This window comes from Ktedonobacter robiniae (genome assembly GCF_016587375.1).
GTDB lineage: Bacteria > Chloroflexota > Ktedonobacteria > Ktedonobacterales > Ktedonobacteraceae > Ktedonobacter > Ktedonobacter robiniae.
Map to the genome: position 1 here is coordinate 618,687 of NZ_BNJG01000001.1, position 18,300 is coordinate 636,986.

General features: G+C 57.5%; 15 protein-coding genes. 8 read left to right on the plus strand and 7 right to left on the minus strand.

The window, feature by feature from the left end; genetic code table 11:
* Positions 1–335: 335 nt before the first annotated feature.
* Positions 336–2,360, plus strand: a complete 2,025-nt coding sequence (locus JMJ04_RS02495; RefSeq protein WP_201368985.1) for a GAF domain-containing protein — start codon at positions 336–338, stop codon at positions 2,358–2,360.
* A 57-nt stretch (positions 2,361–2,417) separates the two neighbouring features.
* Here JMJ04_RS02495 and JMJ04_RS02500 read toward each other — a convergent pair whose 3' ends face one another.
* Together JMJ04_RS02500 and JMJ04_RS02505 are read right to left on the minus strand one after the other, a co-directional pair.
* The gene (locus JMJ04_RS02500; RefSeq protein ID WP_236037894.1) at positions 2,418–4,082 is read right to left on the minus strand and encodes an MDR family MFS transporter; all 1,665 of its coding nucleotides are present in this window, start codon (positions 4,080–4,082) and stop codon (positions 2,418–2,420) included.
* Positions 4,083–4,245: 163 nt separating this feature from the next.
* Complete coding sequence (locus JMJ04_RS02505; RefSeq protein WP_201368987.1) at positions 4,246–4,878, minus strand: TetR/AcrR family transcriptional regulator; 633 nt, start codon at positions 4,876–4,878, stop codon at positions 4,246–4,248.
* A gap of 206 nt (positions 4,879–5,084) precedes the next feature.
* On the opposite strand from JMJ04_RS02505, the gene JMJ04_RS02510 reads away from it, so the two are divergent.
* Positions 5,085–7,142 carry a sensor histidine kinase gene (locus tag JMJ04_RS02510; protein ID WP_201368988.1) on the plus strand — a complete coding sequence of 686 codons (2,058 nt, stop codon included), beginning with the start codon at positions 5,085–5,087 and terminating at the stop codon, positions 7,140–7,142.
* Between the two features lie 16 nt (positions 7,143–7,158).
* Here JMJ04_RS02510 and JMJ04_RS02515 read toward each other — a convergent pair whose 3' ends face one another.
* Complete coding sequence (locus tag JMJ04_RS02515) at positions 7,159–7,947, minus strand: response regulator (protein WP_201368989.1); 789 nt, start codon at positions 7,945–7,947, stop codon at positions 7,159–7,161.
* A 175-nt stretch (positions 7,948–8,122) separates the two neighbouring features.
* Positions 8,123–9,097: an ROK family protein gene (locus JMJ04_RS02520; RefSeq protein ID WP_201368990.1), complete on the minus strand. Its 975-nt coding sequence runs from the start codon at positions 9,095–9,097 to the stop codon at positions 8,123–8,125.
* A 397-nt stretch (positions 9,098–9,494) separates the two neighbouring features.
* Here JMJ04_RS02520 and JMJ04_RS02525 point away from each other — a divergent pair, with 397 nt between their 5' ends.
* Together JMJ04_RS02525 and JMJ04_RS02530 are read left to right on the plus strand one after the other, a co-directional pair.
* On the plus strand, positions 9,495–10,022 hold the full coding sequence (locus tag JMJ04_RS02525; RefSeq protein ID WP_201368991.1) for a hypothetical protein: 528 nt from the start codon (positions 9,495–9,497) through the stop codon (positions 10,020–10,022).
* Between the two features lie 14 nt (positions 10,023–10,036).
* Positions 10,037–10,423: a hypothetical protein gene (locus tag JMJ04_RS02530; RefSeq protein WP_201368992.1), complete on the plus strand. Its 387-nt coding sequence runs from the start codon at positions 10,037–10,039 to the stop codon at positions 10,421–10,423.
* Positions 10,424–10,717: 294 nt separating this feature from the next.
* Here the strand turns inward: JMJ04_RS02530 and erpA are convergent, their stop codons facing one another.
* Positions 10,718–11,119 carry an iron-sulfur cluster insertion protein ErpA gene (erpA, locus tag JMJ04_RS02535; protein ID WP_201368993.1) on the minus strand — a complete coding sequence of 134 codons (402 nt, stop codon included), beginning with the start codon at positions 11,117–11,119 and terminating at the stop codon, positions 10,718–10,720.
* Positions 11,120–11,322: 203 nt separating this feature from the next.
* The gene (locus JMJ04_RS02540; protein ID WP_201368994.1) at positions 11,323–12,957 is read right to left on the minus strand and encodes a S8/S53 family peptidase; all 1,635 of its coding nucleotides are present in this window, start codon (positions 12,955–12,957) and stop codon (positions 11,323–11,325) included.
* Between the two features lie 262 nt (positions 12,958–13,219).
* Here JMJ04_RS02540 and JMJ04_RS02545 point away from each other — a divergent pair, with 262 nt between their 5' ends.
* Entirely contained in the window at positions 13,220–14,305 is a 1,086-nt protein-coding gene (locus JMJ04_RS02545) for a M20/M25/M40 family metallo-hydrolase (protein WP_201368995.1), read from the plus strand.
* A 46-nt stretch (positions 14,306–14,351) separates the two neighbouring features.
* Here JMJ04_RS02545 and JMJ04_RS02550 read toward each other — a convergent pair whose 3' ends face one another.
* A complete protein-coding gene (locus tag JMJ04_RS02550) occupies positions 14,352–14,798 on the minus strand; it encodes a hypothetical protein (RefSeq protein ID WP_201368996.1) in 447 nt (148 codons plus the stop codon).
* 168 nt (positions 14,799–14,966) lie between these two features.
* On the opposite strand from JMJ04_RS02550, the gene JMJ04_RS02555 reads away from it, so the two are divergent.
* From JMJ04_RS02555 to trxB, 3 genes are all read left to right on the plus strand, one after another.
* Positions 14,967–15,506 carry an RNA polymerase sigma factor gene (locus tag JMJ04_RS02555; protein WP_201368997.1) on the plus strand — a complete coding sequence of 180 codons (540 nt, stop codon included), beginning with the start codon at positions 14,967–14,969 and terminating at the stop codon, positions 15,504–15,506.
* A 16-nt stretch (positions 15,507–15,522) separates the two neighbouring features.
* On the plus strand, positions 15,523–17,025 hold the full coding sequence (locus JMJ04_RS02560; RefSeq protein WP_201368998.1) for a WD40 repeat domain-containing protein: 1,503 nt from the start codon (positions 15,523–15,525) through the stop codon (positions 17,023–17,025).
* Positions 17,026–17,284: 259 nt separating this feature from the next.
* On the plus strand, positions 17,285–18,235 hold the full coding sequence (gene trxB, locus JMJ04_RS02565; RefSeq protein ID WP_201372310.1) for a thioredoxin-disulfide reductase: 951 nt from the start codon (positions 17,285–17,287) through the stop codon (positions 18,233–18,235).
* Positions 18,236–18,300 lie beyond the last annotated feature (65 nt).

The following is an 18,300-nucleotide window of genomic DNA, read 5'->3' on the forward strand; positions in this document are numbered from 1 at the left end:
TCCATGCAAGCATGGACCACAATGCCTTACTCCTACACACCTGGAATAATATGGGCGTGCATTGCGGGCGGATGCCCGCCATTCACGATCCTTCTATTATCCCTTGAGCGCCGCAGACGCGAAGGGTAATACCAAATAAAAAAATAGGAAGCAGGCTGTATTAGGGTAGACGCTGAGACGGAAAAAGAGTACAATAACTCATGCGCGAATATGTATGTATTAACTATATCTCTATGTCAAAAGGCCGGGTGTTGCAATGGAGCGCACATCGCCCACAGGGGCGCATGCTGTGACGTATGTTCTATTTGGGGAACGCGAAATTTAGAGGAGGAACAATGTCCGCCAAGGCGAATTCACATCTACCCTCAGAGGCCGCCGAAACGCCTGAGAAAAGTCTTGAACGCCTGCGCTATGAAAACAACAAGCTGCAAAGGCTACTGGAGGCGCGCACGCAGGAGAACGCCCTGCTCAACGAGGTCATCTCGACGGTTGGCTCAACGCTGCGCCTGGAAGAAGTGCTTAAACGCCTGCTCGAAGCCATTAACCGGGCCACCTCCTGCGATATAGCAACCATCTACCTCTATGATCCCGAGAAGGATCTGCTGGTGCTCTCCAGCGCGACCGGGCCGTACGAGGGCTATGTAGGCAAAATACATATGACGCTGGGCGAGGGCATTACCGGCTGGGCAGCCCTCCACCGCAAGCCAATCTTCCTTAAAGAAGCGGCCCTGGCCGATCCCCGCTTCCACTACATCCCTGAGTTTCAGGAAGAGAAGTTCCAGTCGATCTTTAGCGTGCCCATTATCGCCAAGGACAAGAGCCTGACAGGCGTGATCACGCTCCAGGCCGTGGCTCCTCACGAATTTAGCAAGCAGCAGCGCAATTTTATCAGCAACATCGCGGCCCTGGTGACGGGCGCCATCGAGAATGCGCAGTTGTACGAGAGTGCTCAGCGCAAACTCAGCATCCTGACCTCGCTCTCGATGCTGAGCCAGACTATCAGTTCAGGCCTCTACCTCGATGATATGCTCCGCACCCTGGCGACGCTGACGGTCCAGATCATGGAGGTCGATCTCTGCGTGATCATGCTGATGGACCAGGCCCGCGAGCGCGATGCCGACACCTCGCGCCAGCTACGCCGCCTGATCGTTCACGCCACAGCGCCCAACTGGAACGATCAAAGCCAGTTTCAGGCCGTGGATGTTGATCCCCATACCCTCGACCACCTGCGCAGCTTGAGCGATAAAGCCGACCTACAGACTATGCGCGCCTATAGTTCAGAGGCCCAGGACCTTCCCGAGGGGGAGACGCTTGAGCGCTTGAATCCCCTGCGCACCTCGCAGTATAAATCCCTGATCTCCGCTCCGCTGATCGCGGGCACCGAGCAGCTTGGCCTGATCAACTGCTATACCTATAAAGCACGGCGCTTCAACTCAGAGAATCAGACACTCCTGACGACCATCGCCAACCAGGTAGCCATCGCCATCAAAAACAGCCGCCTCGTAAACCAGTTGGCACAGAAAAACCTGGTCAAGGGCTTCTTCGAGGATCTCATCCAGGGCCTGCCGGAGAATGAAGAATCCCTACGCCAACGTGCGCACTTCCTGGGCTGCGACCTCACGCAGCCACATGCCGTGGTGCGCATCGAGATGACGCGTGGTGATGAGAGCACGCACCCCACCAGTGGGCGCAAGGAGGGCGCACCAAGCTCCAGCGCGCTCCAGAACACCTACCGCAGCCTGGGCAATCTCGTCCGCCGCCGCATTCAGGAGAGCGCCCCCGGCTCCATCTTCTATGAGCATGAGAACCTGCTCAATTGCCTGCTTCCGCTTCCGAAGGACTCTGACAGCCTACGTCTCAAGACCTGGATTCAGGAGCTGGCCCACCACATCTATGATGAATACGATGTCAGGCTGGCCGTGGGCCTGGGCAATGCCTGCCAGCAGATCAGCGATTACCGGCAGGGCTTTGCCGAGGCCAGCGAGGCGCTCCAGATGGGCCAGAGCATGCACTCGACCGAGCGCGGCCCCGCCGTGACGCACTTTAACGACCTCGGCGTCTACCGCTACCTCTACAAGATCGCCCATATGGACGACCTGCGCGACGTCTACCAGGAGCAGGTAGCAAAGATAGATGAATATGATAAACGTAAAAATACGGAGCTGCTAACCACGCTGGAGATGTACCTGGAGAACGCGGGCAACCTGACCAAGACCGCCGAGCACCTCTACGTGCACCGCAACACACTTATCCAGCGCCTGGAGCGCATCCAATCCCTCTGCAGCATCGACCTGCAAGAGCGCAGCAACTGGCTGACCTTCCAGGTCGCCATCAAGATCTACCGCTTACGCATGGAGTAGCCGCGTACGCCAGTAGCGGGCGGCCAGCTACTGGCGTACGCGGCTACTTGCGCAGGGTTACGCTTCAATGGGGATGCGCACGGGTTCGGGTTTCTCCTGGGAGCCTTTGCCGCGCAGGGGGATCTCTTTGAGGAAGAGGACGACCACGAGACCAAGGCAGAGTAGCAAGGTGCAGAGCAGGAAGACATGGTGAATGCCCTGGGTCAGACCGAGCTTGACAGCCTGCATGAGTTGGGTGTAGAGGTCCTGGCCCTGGGGGCCGAGGGCGGAGAGACCAGAGTGGACGTGGCTCTGCATCTCCTGAGAGAGCAGGATCTGCGGGTTGTCGAAGAAGTGGAGGGTCCCGACAGGCAGGGCCTTCTTGCTGGCCTCGGGGAGGGCACCATGGAAGGCCGGCAGGTAGCTGGCGTTCATGACTGAACCCATGGCTGCAAGGGCAATGGTGCCGCCGATAGAGCGGAAGAAGACCAGCGAGCAAGTGGCCTGGCCGATCTTCTGCGGCAGGGCGTTCTGCACGATCAGGGTGTAGAGGGACATGCTGGTCCCCATTCCCAGGCCGAGCATGATCATGGCCAGTAGCACATCACTGTCGCTGGCGTTGATATCCAGGCGCATGAGCAACCAGGAGCCAGCGATGCCGATAAGCATGCCGCTGATGGCGGCCCACTTGTAACGTCCGGTGCGGGCAACGAGCTGACCTGAGATGACGCTGCCCACAACCGAGGTGAGCATAAGCGGGGTCAGGACAAGGCCGCTGTTAGTGGCGGTGATACCAACAACGCCCTGGACGAAGAGCGGGATAAAGAAGGTGCTACCGAAGAGGGCCATGCTAAAGATGACCGTGGCGATAGTCGAGATGGTGAAGATGCTGTTGCGGAAGAGCGAGGGTTCGATGATGGGCTGTCCGCCCTCGCGCTGCACGATGGACTCATAGAGCACGAAGACGCAGCCTACGTTGATGGCCAGGGCGAAGAGCCCCAGGATAATGGGCGAGCCCCAGGCATACTCCGAACCAGCCCAGGAGAAGCCGAGCAGTAGCGGAACCGCCGTGGCGACCAGGAGAGCAGCACCCAGGTAGTCAATCTTTGGCTTCTTACTCGTCTGCTTGAGCGTGGGCATGAGAAAAATGAGCACGAGCATGGCCAGGAGGCCGATGGGCAGGTTAACGTAGAAGACCCAGCGCCAGGTCGTATGCTCGGTAATCCAGCCGCCCGCGGTAGGGCCGACTATAGAGGAGAGGCCCCAGACCGCGCCCGTGACGCCCTGCCATTTGGCACGCTCGCGGGGGGCAAAGAGGTCAGCGACGATGGCGATGGCGATGGGCATGAGCGCACCAGCGCCAATCCCCTGGAAGGCGCGAAAGAGCACCAATTGATCCATCGTTTGCGCGGCCCCGGAGAGCGCCGAGCCCGTCAGGAAGATGACGACGCCCACCAGGAAGATAGATTTGCGCCCAAAGATATCTGAAAGCTTGCCATAGATCGGTACCATAACCGTCGAGGCCAGGAGATAAGAGGTCGAGACCCAGGTGTAGCGGTCAAAACCTTGCAGGTCGGCGATAATTCTGGGCATGGCGGTCGAGACAATGGTCTGGTCCAGCGAGGCCAGCAGCATGACCATGAGGACGCCCAGCATGGTCAGGAGGGTATCGCGGGTGGAGTACTGTGGCTCCTCGTAGGTCTCCTCGTGCCTGGTTTCAAGTGGCCTGGAAACTGTAGTCATGGGCATGAATCCCCTTTCTACGCTCTTAGGCCTTCCCTGGCGGTATTTATAATAATGCTTCGCGCACTGGCTCGCGCCTACGGCGCTTGCTGGTTGATGTGGTTGTGGTGGGTCGTGGCAGCCTCTGGCTACCACGACCCACCACAACCACATCAACCATTATTTACTCTTTGTGGGCTATGATGCCATTGAAGTAGATGTGCTTGAGGTGCTGGACCAGCTCCTGGACATCCATGTGCTCGCCCAGGACCAGGCGTTCGTAGCTGCGCGGCGAGAGCAGGCTGAAGAAGGTGGCAACCTGGACGCTGGTCGGTGTTACAGAATCGAAGTCGCCACGGGCCTTGCCCGCCTCCAGGATGGAGGCGATGCGTGCCGCGAGCTGTTCCCAGGGACGCGGCTCCTGCTCGCGCCTGACCTCGAAGAGGCGCTTCATATCGACGCTGTTATAGAGGAGCTGGATCTGCTTGATATAGAAGCCTCCATACATGCAGGTCAGGATGGTCTCAAGCTGCTGACGCGGCGGCATGGCCTCGCTCAGGGCCTCATCAATGGCACGTACAAATGCGTCGAAGTTGTGCAGAAAGACGGCGAAGACAAGCTCCTCTTTGCTGGGGAAATGCAGGTACACCGTCCCCTTGGCAACCCCCACACGCGCGGCAATCTCGTCGATGGAGGTATCATGATACCCCTTCTCGTAGAGAACCTCTTCCGCCGCGGCAAGGATGAGCCGCTCACGCTCCTGGCGCTGCTTCTCCTTTAATGTCTGTGCTTGCTCGCTTGTAGATGCCTGCTCCATGCTCCACCTCCCAACATAGGTATTTTGACCCTATCGTCATCTTTTCGCATTCACGGTCATTCTACAAATCAGTGTACAACGCACACAAACTCATATATGGGTCTGGTTATATAGCGGCAGTTCGCAGGCGGAGCCTGCGAACTACCGCTATATAACCATTTTTTGCGCCTCTTGCAGTTTGATTTCATAGCGTGCTAGACTATGATGTGTCGATATCTTCTCGTCAAACCAAAGAGAATTGGTGGCACCAGCAGCGAGTCAAGTTTCGCGTGGGCTACCTGCTTATAGGGCTTATCCTGCTAGCTATCGGTAGTCTCGGCCATCTCCGCCTGCTCAACGAGGTTGGAAAATCGTTTGGCGGCTTCTACTGGGCTGTAGATACCGATGGACGGGTTGTTATTGTCTCCACCGCGCCTGAGCTCACAAATTTCAATGTCAGGCCCGATACCCTTACCAGTAGCACACGCCTGGTCTCGGTGAATGAGGTACCCGCCCCCCAAGGGCTAACTCAGGCCTATGCTCATGCCAGGCCCGGCACGCTCATCACCTATATCTTCACCACAACGAGTAACAGTCAAACTCAGACTAGCACCATTAGCAGTCCCGCCATGACCTTTACGCTGATGATGTGGTGGCAAAACTATGGTCTGAGCCTGGTGGCCGGCTTTATCTGGCTGCTGATCGGGGGCATCCTGCTCTTTAGGGCCAGCGATTGGAACGGCGCAGTGGAGGGCATTACGATGATCCCGCCCGCGATGCTGCTCCTGCTCTATAGCCATTGGGGAAATATCCAGGTGGCCTATGCGCCAAGCCTGGTCTTTCAGTTGCTGTGGGTCCCGGCCTTCGCCCTGATGGGGGCCTGCTTTATCCACATGAGCCTGACCTACCGTCCTACCTCCCTGCACCATTCACGCATGCCCAGCCTGAACATAGACCTCCCGCCCTATCTGCCGCTAATCGCGCTCCTGGCCTACGAATGGAGTTCGCTACTGCTTACTGGGCGGGTACCTACACGAGTGAACCTGACGGCGAGTCTGGGCTACGCGGTCTTTGGTGGCCTGGTGAGCCTCTTGATTGGTCTGAGCACCCTTATCTATGTCTTGCCGGGCCGCGATGGCCACAGGCAGGAAGGCCCCATCCCAACGCGGGTACGCCACCGAATCTTCGATCTCTTTATGCTCTGGCTAGGGGCTGTGGGCCTGGGCGCTTGCCTTGGCGTTGTGCCCATCCTCTTTACCGGGCATACGCTGATACCGCTGACGACCTTCTATATACTGGCGGCGATCTATCCCCTGGTGCTCTTCTACGCCATTCGTTCGCTGCGCCTGTTGGATCGCTTACACCTGACGCTTGAGCAACGCGAGATGGCCCTTCAGGAGCTACAGAAGACCTCGACTGAGCGTGAGCAGGCGCTCTATGAGCAGCAGAAGGCGGCACGCGAACTACGCCAGAGTAACCGGGAATTGGAGCAGGCGACCTCCCTGCTGCTGCATGCCGATGCCCACCTGCGCTCACTGCTCTCCCAGCGCATCCACGATCAGCCGAAGCAGCACGCGCTACGCATCCGCTCACTGCTGGGACACTGGCACCATAAACTCAGTGTAGAGGCCGACCGCTCGCCTGATGGGCGCGTCGATGTGCGACCGGTGGTGGAGGCCCTGACCAGGGTGCGCAAGATCAGCGAGGAGCTTGAGAGCGACCTGCGGGGGCTGCAATTGCTGGTTGAGGACGCCTATCAGCGGCGCAGCCTGGGCCTGCGCCTGCACCTGGAGAAGCTGGTCCGCGAGGATCTGCCCGCACTCCATCCCGAGTCGCATGTACGTGTACAGGCCGATCTCTGGGCGCTGGATGTTCTGACATTGGACCTGGAGAAGACGCCCGAGGGGGAGAGCATCGCGGAAGCCATCTCTTACACTATCACCCAGGCCCTGCTCAATGTCTACAATCACGCAGGCGCCAAATATGCGCGTGTCTTCACAGAATATAATTCCAAGAACGCCAACGCGAAGCTTGAGGTGACCATCCAGGATAACGGGCGAGGCTTCGATCCAGCCGCGGTGCCCCAGACCAGGACAAGTCTCTTCAAGGCCCGACTGAAGGCACGCGAGGCGGGCGGCTTCCTGACCGTCGATTCCGTTCCCAGGACACAAGATGATGCCTCAGAGCACGGGACCGTCGTGCGCCTGACACTTCCACTTCCCGCCTCCCTCCTGCACCAGGAGGCCGCGCTCAACGCGACCCGCGCCCGCGAGAAGAGTGAGTAGCGTCGGGCCGTTCACTTTAATCTCGGACGGGGTCGGAGGGCTTGCCACGCAGGCCGGCGTAGGCCTCATAGGCGTGGGCCAGCAGGACGCGTCGGCCGGGATCGCTGGGGGCGCCATAGATGGCAAAGAAGTTATAGAGCTCGCTCACGAGGTTCTCGACCGGGCCAATATTGGGCAGCCCCTTGTTATTTAGGAAGCCCATACGCGCGGCGATCTCATCATTACTCAGGCCAAGCGCGATAAGGGAGGCGCATTCCTCCTGGCGCGGCGTCAGGCGCTCGCCCCGCAGGCGCTCCAGCAGGAAGTTCAGCACCTCTGCATCGATGAAGGTCTCATTCTGGTCCACGACCTTCTCAACGATGCGCTCAAGGTAGTCGGGAAGCATATTGCCGAAGAGAACATAGCCATGCAGGCCCCTGGTCTTGTCCCGGCGACGGCTTGTACTACGCGATGTACCACGGCGCGTGTACTCCTGGCGAAAGATCTCCGCCGCCAGCGCCCAACTCGGATCCTGGGTATAAACAACTATACGCAGGCCAGGCGCCATTTCAAGCAGGGTTCGCCCCAGTTCTACACCGTTGTCCGAGCCTAAGCGCAGATCAGAAAATACAAGCCAGCCTTGCAAGGAGGAGTTTTCTGGCTGTCCCTGAATCAAACTCTCTACCAGATGTAGAGCCTCCTCAGCATCCTCAGCCTGCCCACATAGTTGTAACGTCTGCGTCTCCTCGATAAACTCGCAAACGCCTCGCCGTTTGATTGGTGTGTCATCAACGACCAGAACTGGTATCCGCTTCTCTTCCGTCATAGTACTTGTTCAAATTCCTTCTTGTTGACCAGCAAACGCAAGCTTTCGCACTCTTTTCCGCTAAATAAATTGTATCGCATTCGCCCTTGCAAGGCCAACAGATCCGCTACTGGCGTACGCGGCTACTACAAGGGTAAGGGGATGTGGTGCGGTGGCGAGAAGTTTGGGAAATTTCTTAAAACAGGGGGACGACAGAGCCGAGGAGGGCGGCATCGCGTCCGAGAAGGCCAGGAACGACCTTGACCAGGCTGCGTACACGGGCGTTGGTGTCGGTGTTGGCGGCGCTTTTGGCGCTGGAGAGAAGGAAGGCGCTGCTACAGAGAATGTCGCCGCCCAGGATAAACATATGCGGCTCAAAGAGTTCAACATAACGGGTAATGGCATTGCTGAGCCAGCGTCCCATCTCGCTGTAGATCTGGAGGGCAACGCTATCGCCGTTTTCGGCCTCCTCGGCCAGCAGGCGCGGCGTGAGGGTTTCGCGGTTCACCAGGCGCGTAATGAGGTTGCTTTCATCGCCGCGGCGCACGGCCCGCTGGACCATTTTCTGCATGGCATCCAGCGAGATCATGGTGTTGATGCAGCCACGCTTCCCACAACTACAGCGCGGACCGCTCGCAGAGACAGAGATATGACAGATATGCCCCATATATTGGCGCAGGCGCTGCTCATATTCATGTCCGGCTATCTTACCATCCACGATAAAGGCCGCCCCGACGATGGCATTCACATGTAAATAAAGCAGGCGTTGCGCCCCCTGACCCGAGCCAAAGCGCTGCTCGCCCAGAAGTGCGGCCTCCATATCTTCAAGCAGGCAGACGGGCAACTTATAGCGTTGTTGGAGTAGTTCGTAGAGGGGAAAGGCATTGAGGGCGGGGATTGAGGGAATGAGAAGCGGTCTCTGTCTTGTGTAGTCAAGCGTACCGGGAAGGCTGACCCCGATGCCCTCGACGCTCCAGCCTTCTGAGCGAGCTTGCGCCAGCAGGCCCTCGATAGCGCGGACATAGGGTTCAAGCGTGGCAATGGGAGGTCGCCCGCGCAACGTTTTGGTCTCGCTCCGCAGTCGTACACGTCCCTGCCGGTCAATTATAGCTACAGTTGTTTTACTCCCCCCAACCCCCAGCCCCACCGCGACACTCCTGTCTGCACGCATTGGCCAGACCGCCGTTCCGCAAGTGTTCTTACCCTGGCTCTACTCATAGGCTAGAACATCGGTTCGCACTACAACAGGTCTACAGCAATAGATATGAGATTCAAAACTGAGTTTATTTAAAGAAAGTATAACTGGCGGGTAGAACATTTGTCAATACAACATAATACATATAGAACATGTGTTCAATCGTTTCTTGAGAGGCAAATACTTTTCGCGCCTACGGCGCTCAAGGGGTAAAGTGGTGAAGTGAGGATGATGGTCGGCTGGCTATGCCAGCCGACCATCATCCTCACTTCACCACTTATAACTTCTCTCTGGTCAAGCAATTCGATCCGTGGTACAGTAGGACTATGGCTTGATATCATGACAGCGCAAAGAAGAGACAAGGAGATAATTTATGCCCGATATGCCCGATCAGTATTACGATGATGAGCAGCAGCCGCAGAAGGACCCCATTCTCGGGCAGGGACATGGCCTCTCCGACCAGGAGGGGGAGATGATTACACGCATGATCCGCGAGGAACAACATACACGTCGCCAGCTCCATATCCCTGAGCAGGACCTGGCCGAGGAGGCCACGACGGCGATGCGGCCCGAGGTGGCGCGCGTAGTGGCAGTCAGCAAGGTGCGCCAGGTGCTCGGCATGTTTAACCGCGATTTCCTCTATGGGCAGGGGCGCTTCGATGAGTATAAGGATGGCCTGATCCTCAAGTGGGGCGATGGCTACTCGCGCAAGCATATCTGGATCACCGTGGAGGATAATAACCTGGTAATGGAGACCAGCCACTTTAAGAAGTGTGACAAGTCCTACTGCACGGGGACGCATCACGTACTCACGCCCAACCTCTACACCAATATCGACGTCATCAACCAGGAGCTGGGAGATCGCTTCCGCCGCCCGGTCTACGAGCGCTCGGAAGATTAGACAAGGGGCGAGCCGTGACCATACGCGTTCTAGCACTTGAGAAGGATCTCTTCTTCTCGGTCAAAATTCAAGACACACTACGCCACCACGAGATGGAGGCCAGCATCGCGCGCACCCTGGCGACCTTTGAGGAACGCCTGGATGCCAGCGGCGAGGAGCGAGCCAACCTGGCCATCGTCAATATCTCCATCCGAGGCGTTGACTGGGAGGCAGCCATCCGCGCGGCCCGCGAGCGTGACTACCCCGTGCTCGCCTTTGGCTCACATATGGACCTCGATGCACGCACCAAGGCCCTGCAAGCCGGTGCCCAGCGTGTCGTCGCCAACTCCAAATTCGCCACCGACATGCCCGGCATCATCCACAGAATGCTGGAACAGCCTGGCGAACAACTCGACGAATAACCTGTCGAATAATCCGGCTAATTACCCGGTAGGGACCCGCTTTAGCGCGTCCAAAGGCGATTAATCGCCTGTAGGCGTAGCCCAAAACGTTCCATGGCTGCGGGTCGCCTGTTCACTGGCAAAGGATTGGCTTGCGCCGCACTGCCATGAATGGCATTTGGACGCGCTAAAGCGGGTCCCTACCAGATAGGGCGGGGTGAAAAGCCATTTCACGTGGTATTCTGTATAACAAAAGAGTGTGAGCCATTTCGTAAGAAATGGCTCACACTCTTTTGTTTTTCTGCTTTTAAAGGTCTAGTGACCGCAACCGCAGCTGCGGGCCTCGCCGCCGCCCTCAGCGGTTTTGAAGGAATGGCCACAGCCACAGGAAGAGACGGCATTGGGGTTATTGACGGTGAAGCCAGCACCCATCAGGCTATCAACATAGTCTACTTCACTACCATTGATATAACTGATGCTCATCTCGTCGACGAAGACTTTGATGCCACTCATGTTGATCACGGTGTCACCTTCCTGCTCCTCGTCGAGGGTCATGCCATACTGGAGACCAGAACAACCGCCGCCAGCGACGAAGATGCGCAGACCGAGGCTAGGATCATTCTCCTGCTGCAACAGTTCGCTAACCTTCACAGCTGCGGTCGGGGTCATGGTGATGACCTGAGTCTCTGTCGCTGCTTGCTGGTTCTGCTCAATCATGTATTTCACCTCTCATAGGGGCCATACAGCCCCAGGCAATCCGTATTAATAGACTAAAACGTGTTTTTCTGGCTTCGTTTGTGCGTATTATATCCTACACAAAATGAAGCGTCAAGATAACTGTACAAGCCCTAAAGGACCTGTAGGTAGTGTAGCACAGTAGCCGCGTACGCAAGTAGCGGGTTACAGCACAACACCATTCTCTATAAACCAAAACGCTGCTGCACCCGGATCATATTCCCTAATAGGGACGGAATTTCTGGCTCGGCTCCAAAGGGCGGCTCCCCTCGTCCATCGCCGCGCGCGGCCAGGCGAATCATAGAGTTGGCCGCAGACCAGCCCTGGGCCATCAGGTGCGCGCCTAGCCCGCTGGCGATGGCCGTAGAGAACGAGGTTCCACACCAGTCAGCCCAGCCGATATCATTATGATCACCATTGGGAAAGGTCGAGGCAATATATAGACCCCGTACGGCATCAGGGAAGGTATTGCCATCCGCCACACCATAACCATCGCCGCCAAAGGTCGCGACCCCTGTATCCGCGGGGGCGATATTAGCAGCATTGGCAAACATCGATGCTTGCCCCTGGCTGTTGACGGATGAGACGCTCAGGACCGAGTCGTAACGCGCGGGTGCGCGCGGCGGGCGCGGAGCTGCATTCTGTTGCCGGGATGCCACCGAGTCATTTCCGGCAGCGGCGATGATGAGCGCGCCATGGGCGTGTAGGCTCTCAAAGAGCAGGCGTAGCCCGGCCTCAACATGTTCCAGCAATCGCGTGACACCATAGAGCTGCGTCGTGGGCCACTGGCGCTGGTCCAGCCAGACATAGGGCAGACGGCGTACGTCGGGCATAATCGTCAGGCTCAGGTTAATGACCAGGCGCCGGATCGAGCCCGCAACCATCTCGCGCCCCAGGTCGCAGAGGGCCGCGAAGAGTGGATAGAGGTCCCCACCACCAAAGTCGTTGAGGACGCGGATCAGGCGTATACGAGCACGGGGCGCGACATCGCGGACCAGGCCCGTCACCGCCAGGCCATGGTCGGCCATATTATAGTAGCGCGCATCATTGTAGTAATCGCGGCCCGTGCGGACCTCATTCGTCAGCGGATAGCGATCATACTCCACTGAGAACGCGCCATCTTCGTTGCGCAGGTCGGACGCCAGCTTTTGCAGCAGCCAGTTGCGACGAAACTCGGGCCGGGTCGCGGCGCTCATGATGCGATCGGGATGGGGCGCGCTATCCAGAATAGCCACCAGGACATCTTCGGCAGACCTGGTATCCAGCGGAATGTCAGGCTCCATGAGGCGCATGCGCCAACCTATCAGGGCGTTGCTGGGCGCGGGGGCCTCTAGCTGGGGCGCGGGACGCGGCGGCAGCGCCGGTCCCCCTTCACTAAAGTAGAACGGGGCCGCTGTCACCAGCCAGTTGGGCATGGCCGAAACGATCTGCAAGCCTTGCTGTGCCAGGAGATCCAGGCGGGCTTGCAGGTAAGAGAGGACCATAGGCGTAGCATCCGCCACGCCCGGGTCCATATGGCGGGCGTGAAAGAAGATCGCGAGTAGTGGCTGCTTGCGGTGCAGGCCAAAAATAAATGAGCGACGACGCACTGGCGGCATCGTCGGACTCCCCTTCCACCTTCCCGCCGTACCATACGGCTCCAGCGCCAGTTGATATGGAGACAGAAATGTGTTGAGTCGAGTGCGGACCTGCTCTAACAAGGACTCCAGGGCCTCATCAGCAGGCAGGCGCGATAAACGCACCACAACGACCAGTTCACCGGGAATCCAATGGTAAAGCTCGTTGGGCGCGCCCATAACCTCCGAATAACTACGAGACATGCGGGCATGCTCCCCCTCTAGTGGTGTGGGACGTGTGTGCCCTCCGGGGCAAATTGTGCGTATGAGTGGAAATGTTAAACCAAAGAGCTAGAAATGAAGCGCATTCGTTAGCCTCAATTATAGCTGAAGCGGCACCAGGAAACAACGTTCCACAGCACTTTCCTGCTACAATGAAGGGGTGAAAGAGGCTCGTTTTTACATAGGCGCCCGATTTATCGCGCGCCTATGGATTTTGGATGGCCATCACCAGAAGGAGAGAGAGATGTACGCGGAGCAATTGTATCAGACGCTGCGGGAGTTAATTCGCCTCCCGAGTACTTCGGGGCATGAGGAGCGGGTGCGCGAGTATCTTGCCCGAACGCTTGCCAGCCGAGGACTGGAGAGCACCGTTGATTCCCAGGGGAACTTGATCGCCTTCCTGCCGGGCGAGGGCCACCCCCTCTTACTTAACGCGCATATGGACCGCGTGCCGCCGGGTCTGGGGCATGAGCCGGTCCTGCGCGAGGGTGTGCTCTACAGCGATGGCACAACCAACCTGGGCGCCGACGACTGCGCCGGGTTGACAATCATCCTGGAGGTACTGCGGCGCACGCTGGAGCAAGGCCTGCCCCACCCACCGCTGGTGCTGCTCTTCACCGTCATGGAGGAAACCGGCCTGTGTGGGGCCTCGCGCTTCGATGCCAGTGCCTGGCATATTGAAGAGGGATTGGTCTTTGACAATGCCTTTGAGGCGGGCGTGGTCGTCTCGCAGGGCGCGGCCTACGAGGCCTTTGACGTCACCATCGAGGGGAAGACCGGCCATCCTGGCAAGGACCTGGCCCAGACTATCAATGTCCTGAGCATCTTCCGCGAGACGCCGCTCACCCTGGGCGCGCTCAATGAGGATCAGACACGCATCAATATCGGGCGTATTACGGCTGGCAGCGCGCGCAACGCCGTTCCCGCCACGCTGACGCTTGAGGGCGAGCTACGCAGTTTTGAGCCAGAGGCGACCATTCAGCGCTACAGGCAGGAGCTTAAGGAGGCCTTCACGCACACAGCACAGCAAGCAGGTGGCTCGGCACACGTCAAGTTCAATACACACTCGCGTGGCTATCGCGTCGATCCCGGCGAGCCGCTGCTCCAGGTCTATGGCGAAGCCCTGCGTCAGCGTGGAGCACAGCTTGAGCTACGTCCAACCTTCATTGGCAGCGACGCCAGCGGCTTCCGCGCCTCGGGCATTCGCGCCTTTACCGTCTCCACCGGCGTCGTCAACGAGCACTCCTTCGAAGAATATGTCGCGCTCGCCCCCCTGGAGCAACTCGTACAGGACACCCTGCGCCTACTTGCCCTCTGGGTTAATAGATAACAGACAGGGGCTGGATGCTGTGCATCCAGCCCCTGTCTGTTATCTATTAACCCTTCTTCTCTTCTTTTCGACCAGACATGTGCTTGGCGATCTCGATACTGGCCCAACTAAAGTAGGCGTTGGTGAAGAGTAGCACGGCACAGGCCGCAACGAAGCCCCAGCCCAGGCCAACGACCGCATTTGTGTTCGCCCCTACCCCGTTTGCCAGCGCAACACCAAAGGCAATAAAGATGGGAATGACCGCAATCACGGAGATGATACCGAGCCACATACGCATGACGTTCATCCGGGAGATCTCTTCACGCGCCTTGTCGTCAGCGCCGGACTCCTGGCGCATGCGCTTGATGATCATATCAGCGAACATCTCGTCGCCATCGGCGTTGAGCTTCTGCTCTCTGTTCTGTCCAGAGCGATACTCGTCATCACCCCGGTAGCCTTCATAGCTGTCCTGCCAGGCTTTGGCCTGTCCTTCTTGCTCCTGCATATGAGACATCGCTTCGCTCCTCTTTGACCATTTTGACAAATAAAACTTTATTCCATGTTCTATACGCAGGAATACCAAACAGGTTAGAGAGATGTAACATCTACTTGTGTGCTACGACTGTGTGGGTGAGGCCCCTGGATGATATGTACGTACATTCAAAAAATGGAATTTAAAAGAATGTTATTGAGATCGAGTCAAAAGATACATCCCAGATCGTCGAGCACGACGGAATTATTTGAGCGCTATGCTCCGGCTGTCTTCACCTTTCTGAAACAACGTATTAATTCACGGGAAGACGCCGAGGATATGCTGCTCGATATCTTTACGGCCGTGCTGGAGAACGAGCAGGTTCACGATTGGTCGGAAGTTGAACAACGCCGCTGGATCTGGCGCGTGGCGCGCAACAAGATGGTGGATGCCTACCGCAAGTCTGCTCGCATAGCGCCGGTACCGCTGGAGGATGCCTTCGACGGTCTCTTCGCTGACGAAGCGCACGCGCCTGAACAAACGGCTTTACGCGGTGAGGAATACACGCAGCTACGCGCGGCTATAGGCACTCTACCGCCCTTGCAGCAGCAGATTCTGACCCTGCGTTTTGTACACGAGATGCGTAGCGCCGATATCGCCAAACAGGTAGGTAAAAGCGACGGAGCGGTGCGCGTTCTACTCTCACGGGCGCTCAACGCACTGCGCCGTGTCTGTAGTGAGAAGATTTAGGGAGAGCCAAAAGATAATGGCAGAACACAAAGATTTCTTCCTACCGGGACAGGTAGACGAACAGATAGAACAGCTTTTACACGAGGGTGGTCCCACGCGGAGAGAGCAGCGGCTCGCCAGGTCACTGCCAACCCTCATGCGCGACCATGAAGACCAGCAATCCTTGCAGCGCGTCCTGAGCAAACTGCACAGCAATCTCAAGGCGACAACGCCCGAGGACATAAACATCGTATCCCTCCCACAACAGCGCCAGCGCAGAGGAATAAACGCCGGGAATGCGCCAGCCGGGCGGAAGCCGAAAACGCTGCCCAGGGCCTTCACGCTTCTGGCCGCCTGCCTCGTCCTGGTAGCCGTGGTTGGCAGCCTGCTCCTCGTGCTGAACGCCGCCCAGCAGAAGAGAAACACCTCCAATAATACAGCGGCCCATACGCAGACACCAGCGCCTCACAAGACTGTCCAGAGCGAGGCACCAGGAAAGATTGTATACCAATCTGAAGACTACGATAATGCCTCTGCCCTGCAGTGGTCGCCCAATGGGCAGCGCCTGGCAGGCATACTTACTAATAATAGTAATATAACGCTCGCAAGCTGGGATGCAAAAACCGGTGCTCATAAACTCACCTATGCCATCTCCCCTGGTGAAACAAATGTAAGCAATGTCGTCTGGTCCCCTGATGGCAAATACTTGATGGTTTCGGGTAGCTCAAAGATCTACATCTTTAACGCTCAGACTACACAACAGGTCAGAATCTTACCTGTTCCCAGCGGGACAGCTAGCACAGCCTCACATGTTATGAGCAACGCAACGACGCATGGCACCTTCTTTAGCAGCCAGGTCTCACTCTCAGGTGGGTTTAACTTTGGCAAAGCTATCTGGTCGCCTGATAACAGATACATTGCCGCGAGCTATCACGCGGAGGATTCGCGCAACGAACTCTTTGTTTGGAAGGCAGCCGATGGCACTCTCGTCAAGACTCTGGACAAATTCCCAGACAATATTACCAACATCTTGTGGTCGCCCGATGGAGGTTCGTTAGCAACGCTGGCCTATCCATACTCAAAGGATGGCGTCACAACCACGGCCATCATCTGGGACACCAACACCTGGGAGAAGCTCAGAGAATATCCCGCCATTAGCTCGCTCAGCTGGTCGCCCGATGGCAAGCAAATCGCTATTGCGGACGCCGACTCCTCCACAGGGCTGGGCAAGGCCATCCGCATCGTCGATGCCCACAGCGGGCAAACCATCAAGCAATTGATCTCGGAGAAAAACATTTTCGCGATCAACTGGTCACCCGATGGAAACAGGATTGAAGTTGAATTGCAAAGTACGCACTTCACCATACAGCTTCTGGATGCCTCAAACGGCGCTGTTCTCTACGCATTTACGGGACATGGTTATGACGGAGCCTGGTCCCCAGATGGGAGATATATCGCCTCCAGTCAGTCAGTTGACGTAGTAGATGCTAATAAACATCACTACACCAAAGCCCATCTCCTCGTCTGGGTAGCGAAATAAGTTTTATACATAAACGCCACGCCGCGTCCCCTTCTGGGACGCGGCGTGGCGTTTATGTATAACTCATCCCTATGAGAGGGAATAAGCGCGTGTTATAATCAGTGGACATTATTTTTTGTGGTGAGGATCAGCAGGGCAAGCCTATAGGAAAAACTCGGGCATAAATTGGGCGCGCTCGCTGTTTTCATAGGCGAAAGCAATTCACTGGCAATACGCAAAGCAGACTTAGCTTCCAAAATAAAAGTGAGGATTGAGAGACATGGCGAAGGTTTACGGCACAATCATTATCGGCTCAGGCCCCTCGGGCTATACGGCGGCGATCTACGCGGCTCGCTCCAATATGTCCGTCCTGGTGCTTCAGGGCTATCAGACCGGCGGTCAGTTGATGCAGACGAGCGAGGTCGAGAACTATCCCGGCTTCGAGGATGGCGTCATGGGACCGGAGATGATGGAGAAGTTCGAGAAACAGGCGCAGCGCTTCGGGGCCGAATTGGTACCTGAGGACGCCATCAAGATCGATACCAGCGCGAAGCCCTTCACGGTCACGACAGATAGCGCCAAGTATCAGGGGCATACGATCATCATCGCCACGGGCGCCAGCGCGCAGTGGCTGGGCCTGCCCAATGAGCAGCGCTTACAGGGGCGCGGCGTCTCGGCCTGTGCAACCTGTGATGGCTTCTTCTTCCGTGGCAAGGATGTCGTGGTCGTGGGTGGCGGCGATACCGCGATGGAGGAGGCAACCTTCCTGACGCGCTACGCTAACCATGTGACCCTGGTCCATCGCCGTGACTCTTTCCGCGCCAGCAAGATCATGCAGGATCGCGCGCGCAACAATCCGAAGGTCAGCATCGTCCTGGAGAGCGAGGTCGCTGACGTCCTAGGTGAGGAAGAGGTGACCGGCGTACGCCTGCGCAACGTCAGGACTGGTGAGGAGAGCACGCTCGACGCGCATGGTCTCTTCATCGCCATCGGCCACAAGCCCAACACCGAGATCTTCAAGGGCCTGGTCCAGATGGACGCTCAGGGCTATATCGACCCGGTCGAGTACACCATGACCAATATCCCTGGCATCTTCGCTGCCGGTGACGTCACCGACCACCGCTATCGCCAAGCCGTGACCGCCGCCGCCGATGGCTGCCGCGCCGCCATCGACGTCGAGCGCTGGCTGGAGAACCAGGGCATCCACGTCGGCATCGAGAACTGGGAATAAATATTGTTGAAAGAGGATGTAGACAGGGGCGTGCTCGCACGCCCCTGTCTACATCCTCTTTCAAC

Bases quoted from the DNA above. Each gene is read 5' to 3' on its own strand.
- JMJ04_RS02495 (WP_201368985.1), top strand. From the start codon at position 336: ATGTCCGCCAAGGCGAATTCACATCTACCCTCAGAGGCCGCCGAAACG.
- JMJ04_RS02500 (WP_236037894.1), bottom strand. From the start codon at position 4,082: ATGACTACAGTTTCCAGGCCACTTGAAACCAGGCACGAGGAGACCTAC.
- JMJ04_RS02505 (WP_201368987.1), bottom strand. From the start codon at position 4,878: ATGGAGCAGGCATCTACAAGCGAGCAAGCACAGACATTAAAGGAGAAG.
- JMJ04_RS02515 (WP_201368989.1), bottom strand. From the start codon at position 7,947: ATGACGGAAGAGAAGCGGATACCAGTTCTGGTCGTTGATGACACACCA.
- JMJ04_RS02520 (WP_201368990.1), bottom strand. From the start codon at position 9,097: ATGCGTGCAGACAGGAGTGTCGCGGTGGGGCTGGGGGTTGGGGGGAGT.
- JMJ04_RS02525 (WP_201368991.1), top strand. From the start codon at position 9,495: ATGCCCGATATGCCCGATCAGTATTACGATGATGAGCAGCAGCCGCAG.
- erpA (WP_201368993.1), bottom strand. From the start codon at position 11,119: ATGATTGAGCAGAACCAGCAAGCAGCGACAGAGACTCAGGTCATCACC.
- JMJ04_RS02540 (WP_201368994.1), bottom strand. From the start codon at position 12,957: ATGTCTCGTAGTTATTCGGAGGTTATGGGCGCGCCCAACGAGCTTTAC.
- JMJ04_RS02545 (WP_201368995.1), top strand. From the start codon at position 13,220: ATGTACGCGGAGCAATTGTATCAGACGCTGCGGGAGTTAATTCGCCTC.
- JMJ04_RS02550 (WP_201368996.1), bottom strand. From the start codon at position 14,798: ATGTCTCATATGCAGGAGCAAGAAGGACAGGCCAAAGCCTGGCAGGAC.
- JMJ04_RS02555 (WP_201368997.1), top strand. From the start codon at position 14,967: ATGTTATTGAGATCGAGTCAAAAGATACATCCCAGATCGTCGAGCACG.
- JMJ04_RS02560 (WP_201368998.1), top strand. From the start codon at position 15,523: ATGGCAGAACACAAAGATTTCTTCCTACCGGGACAGGTAGACGAACAG.
- trxB (WP_201372310.1), top strand. From the start codon at position 17,285: ATGGCGAAGGTTTACGGCACAATCATTATCGGCTCAGGCCCCTCGGGC.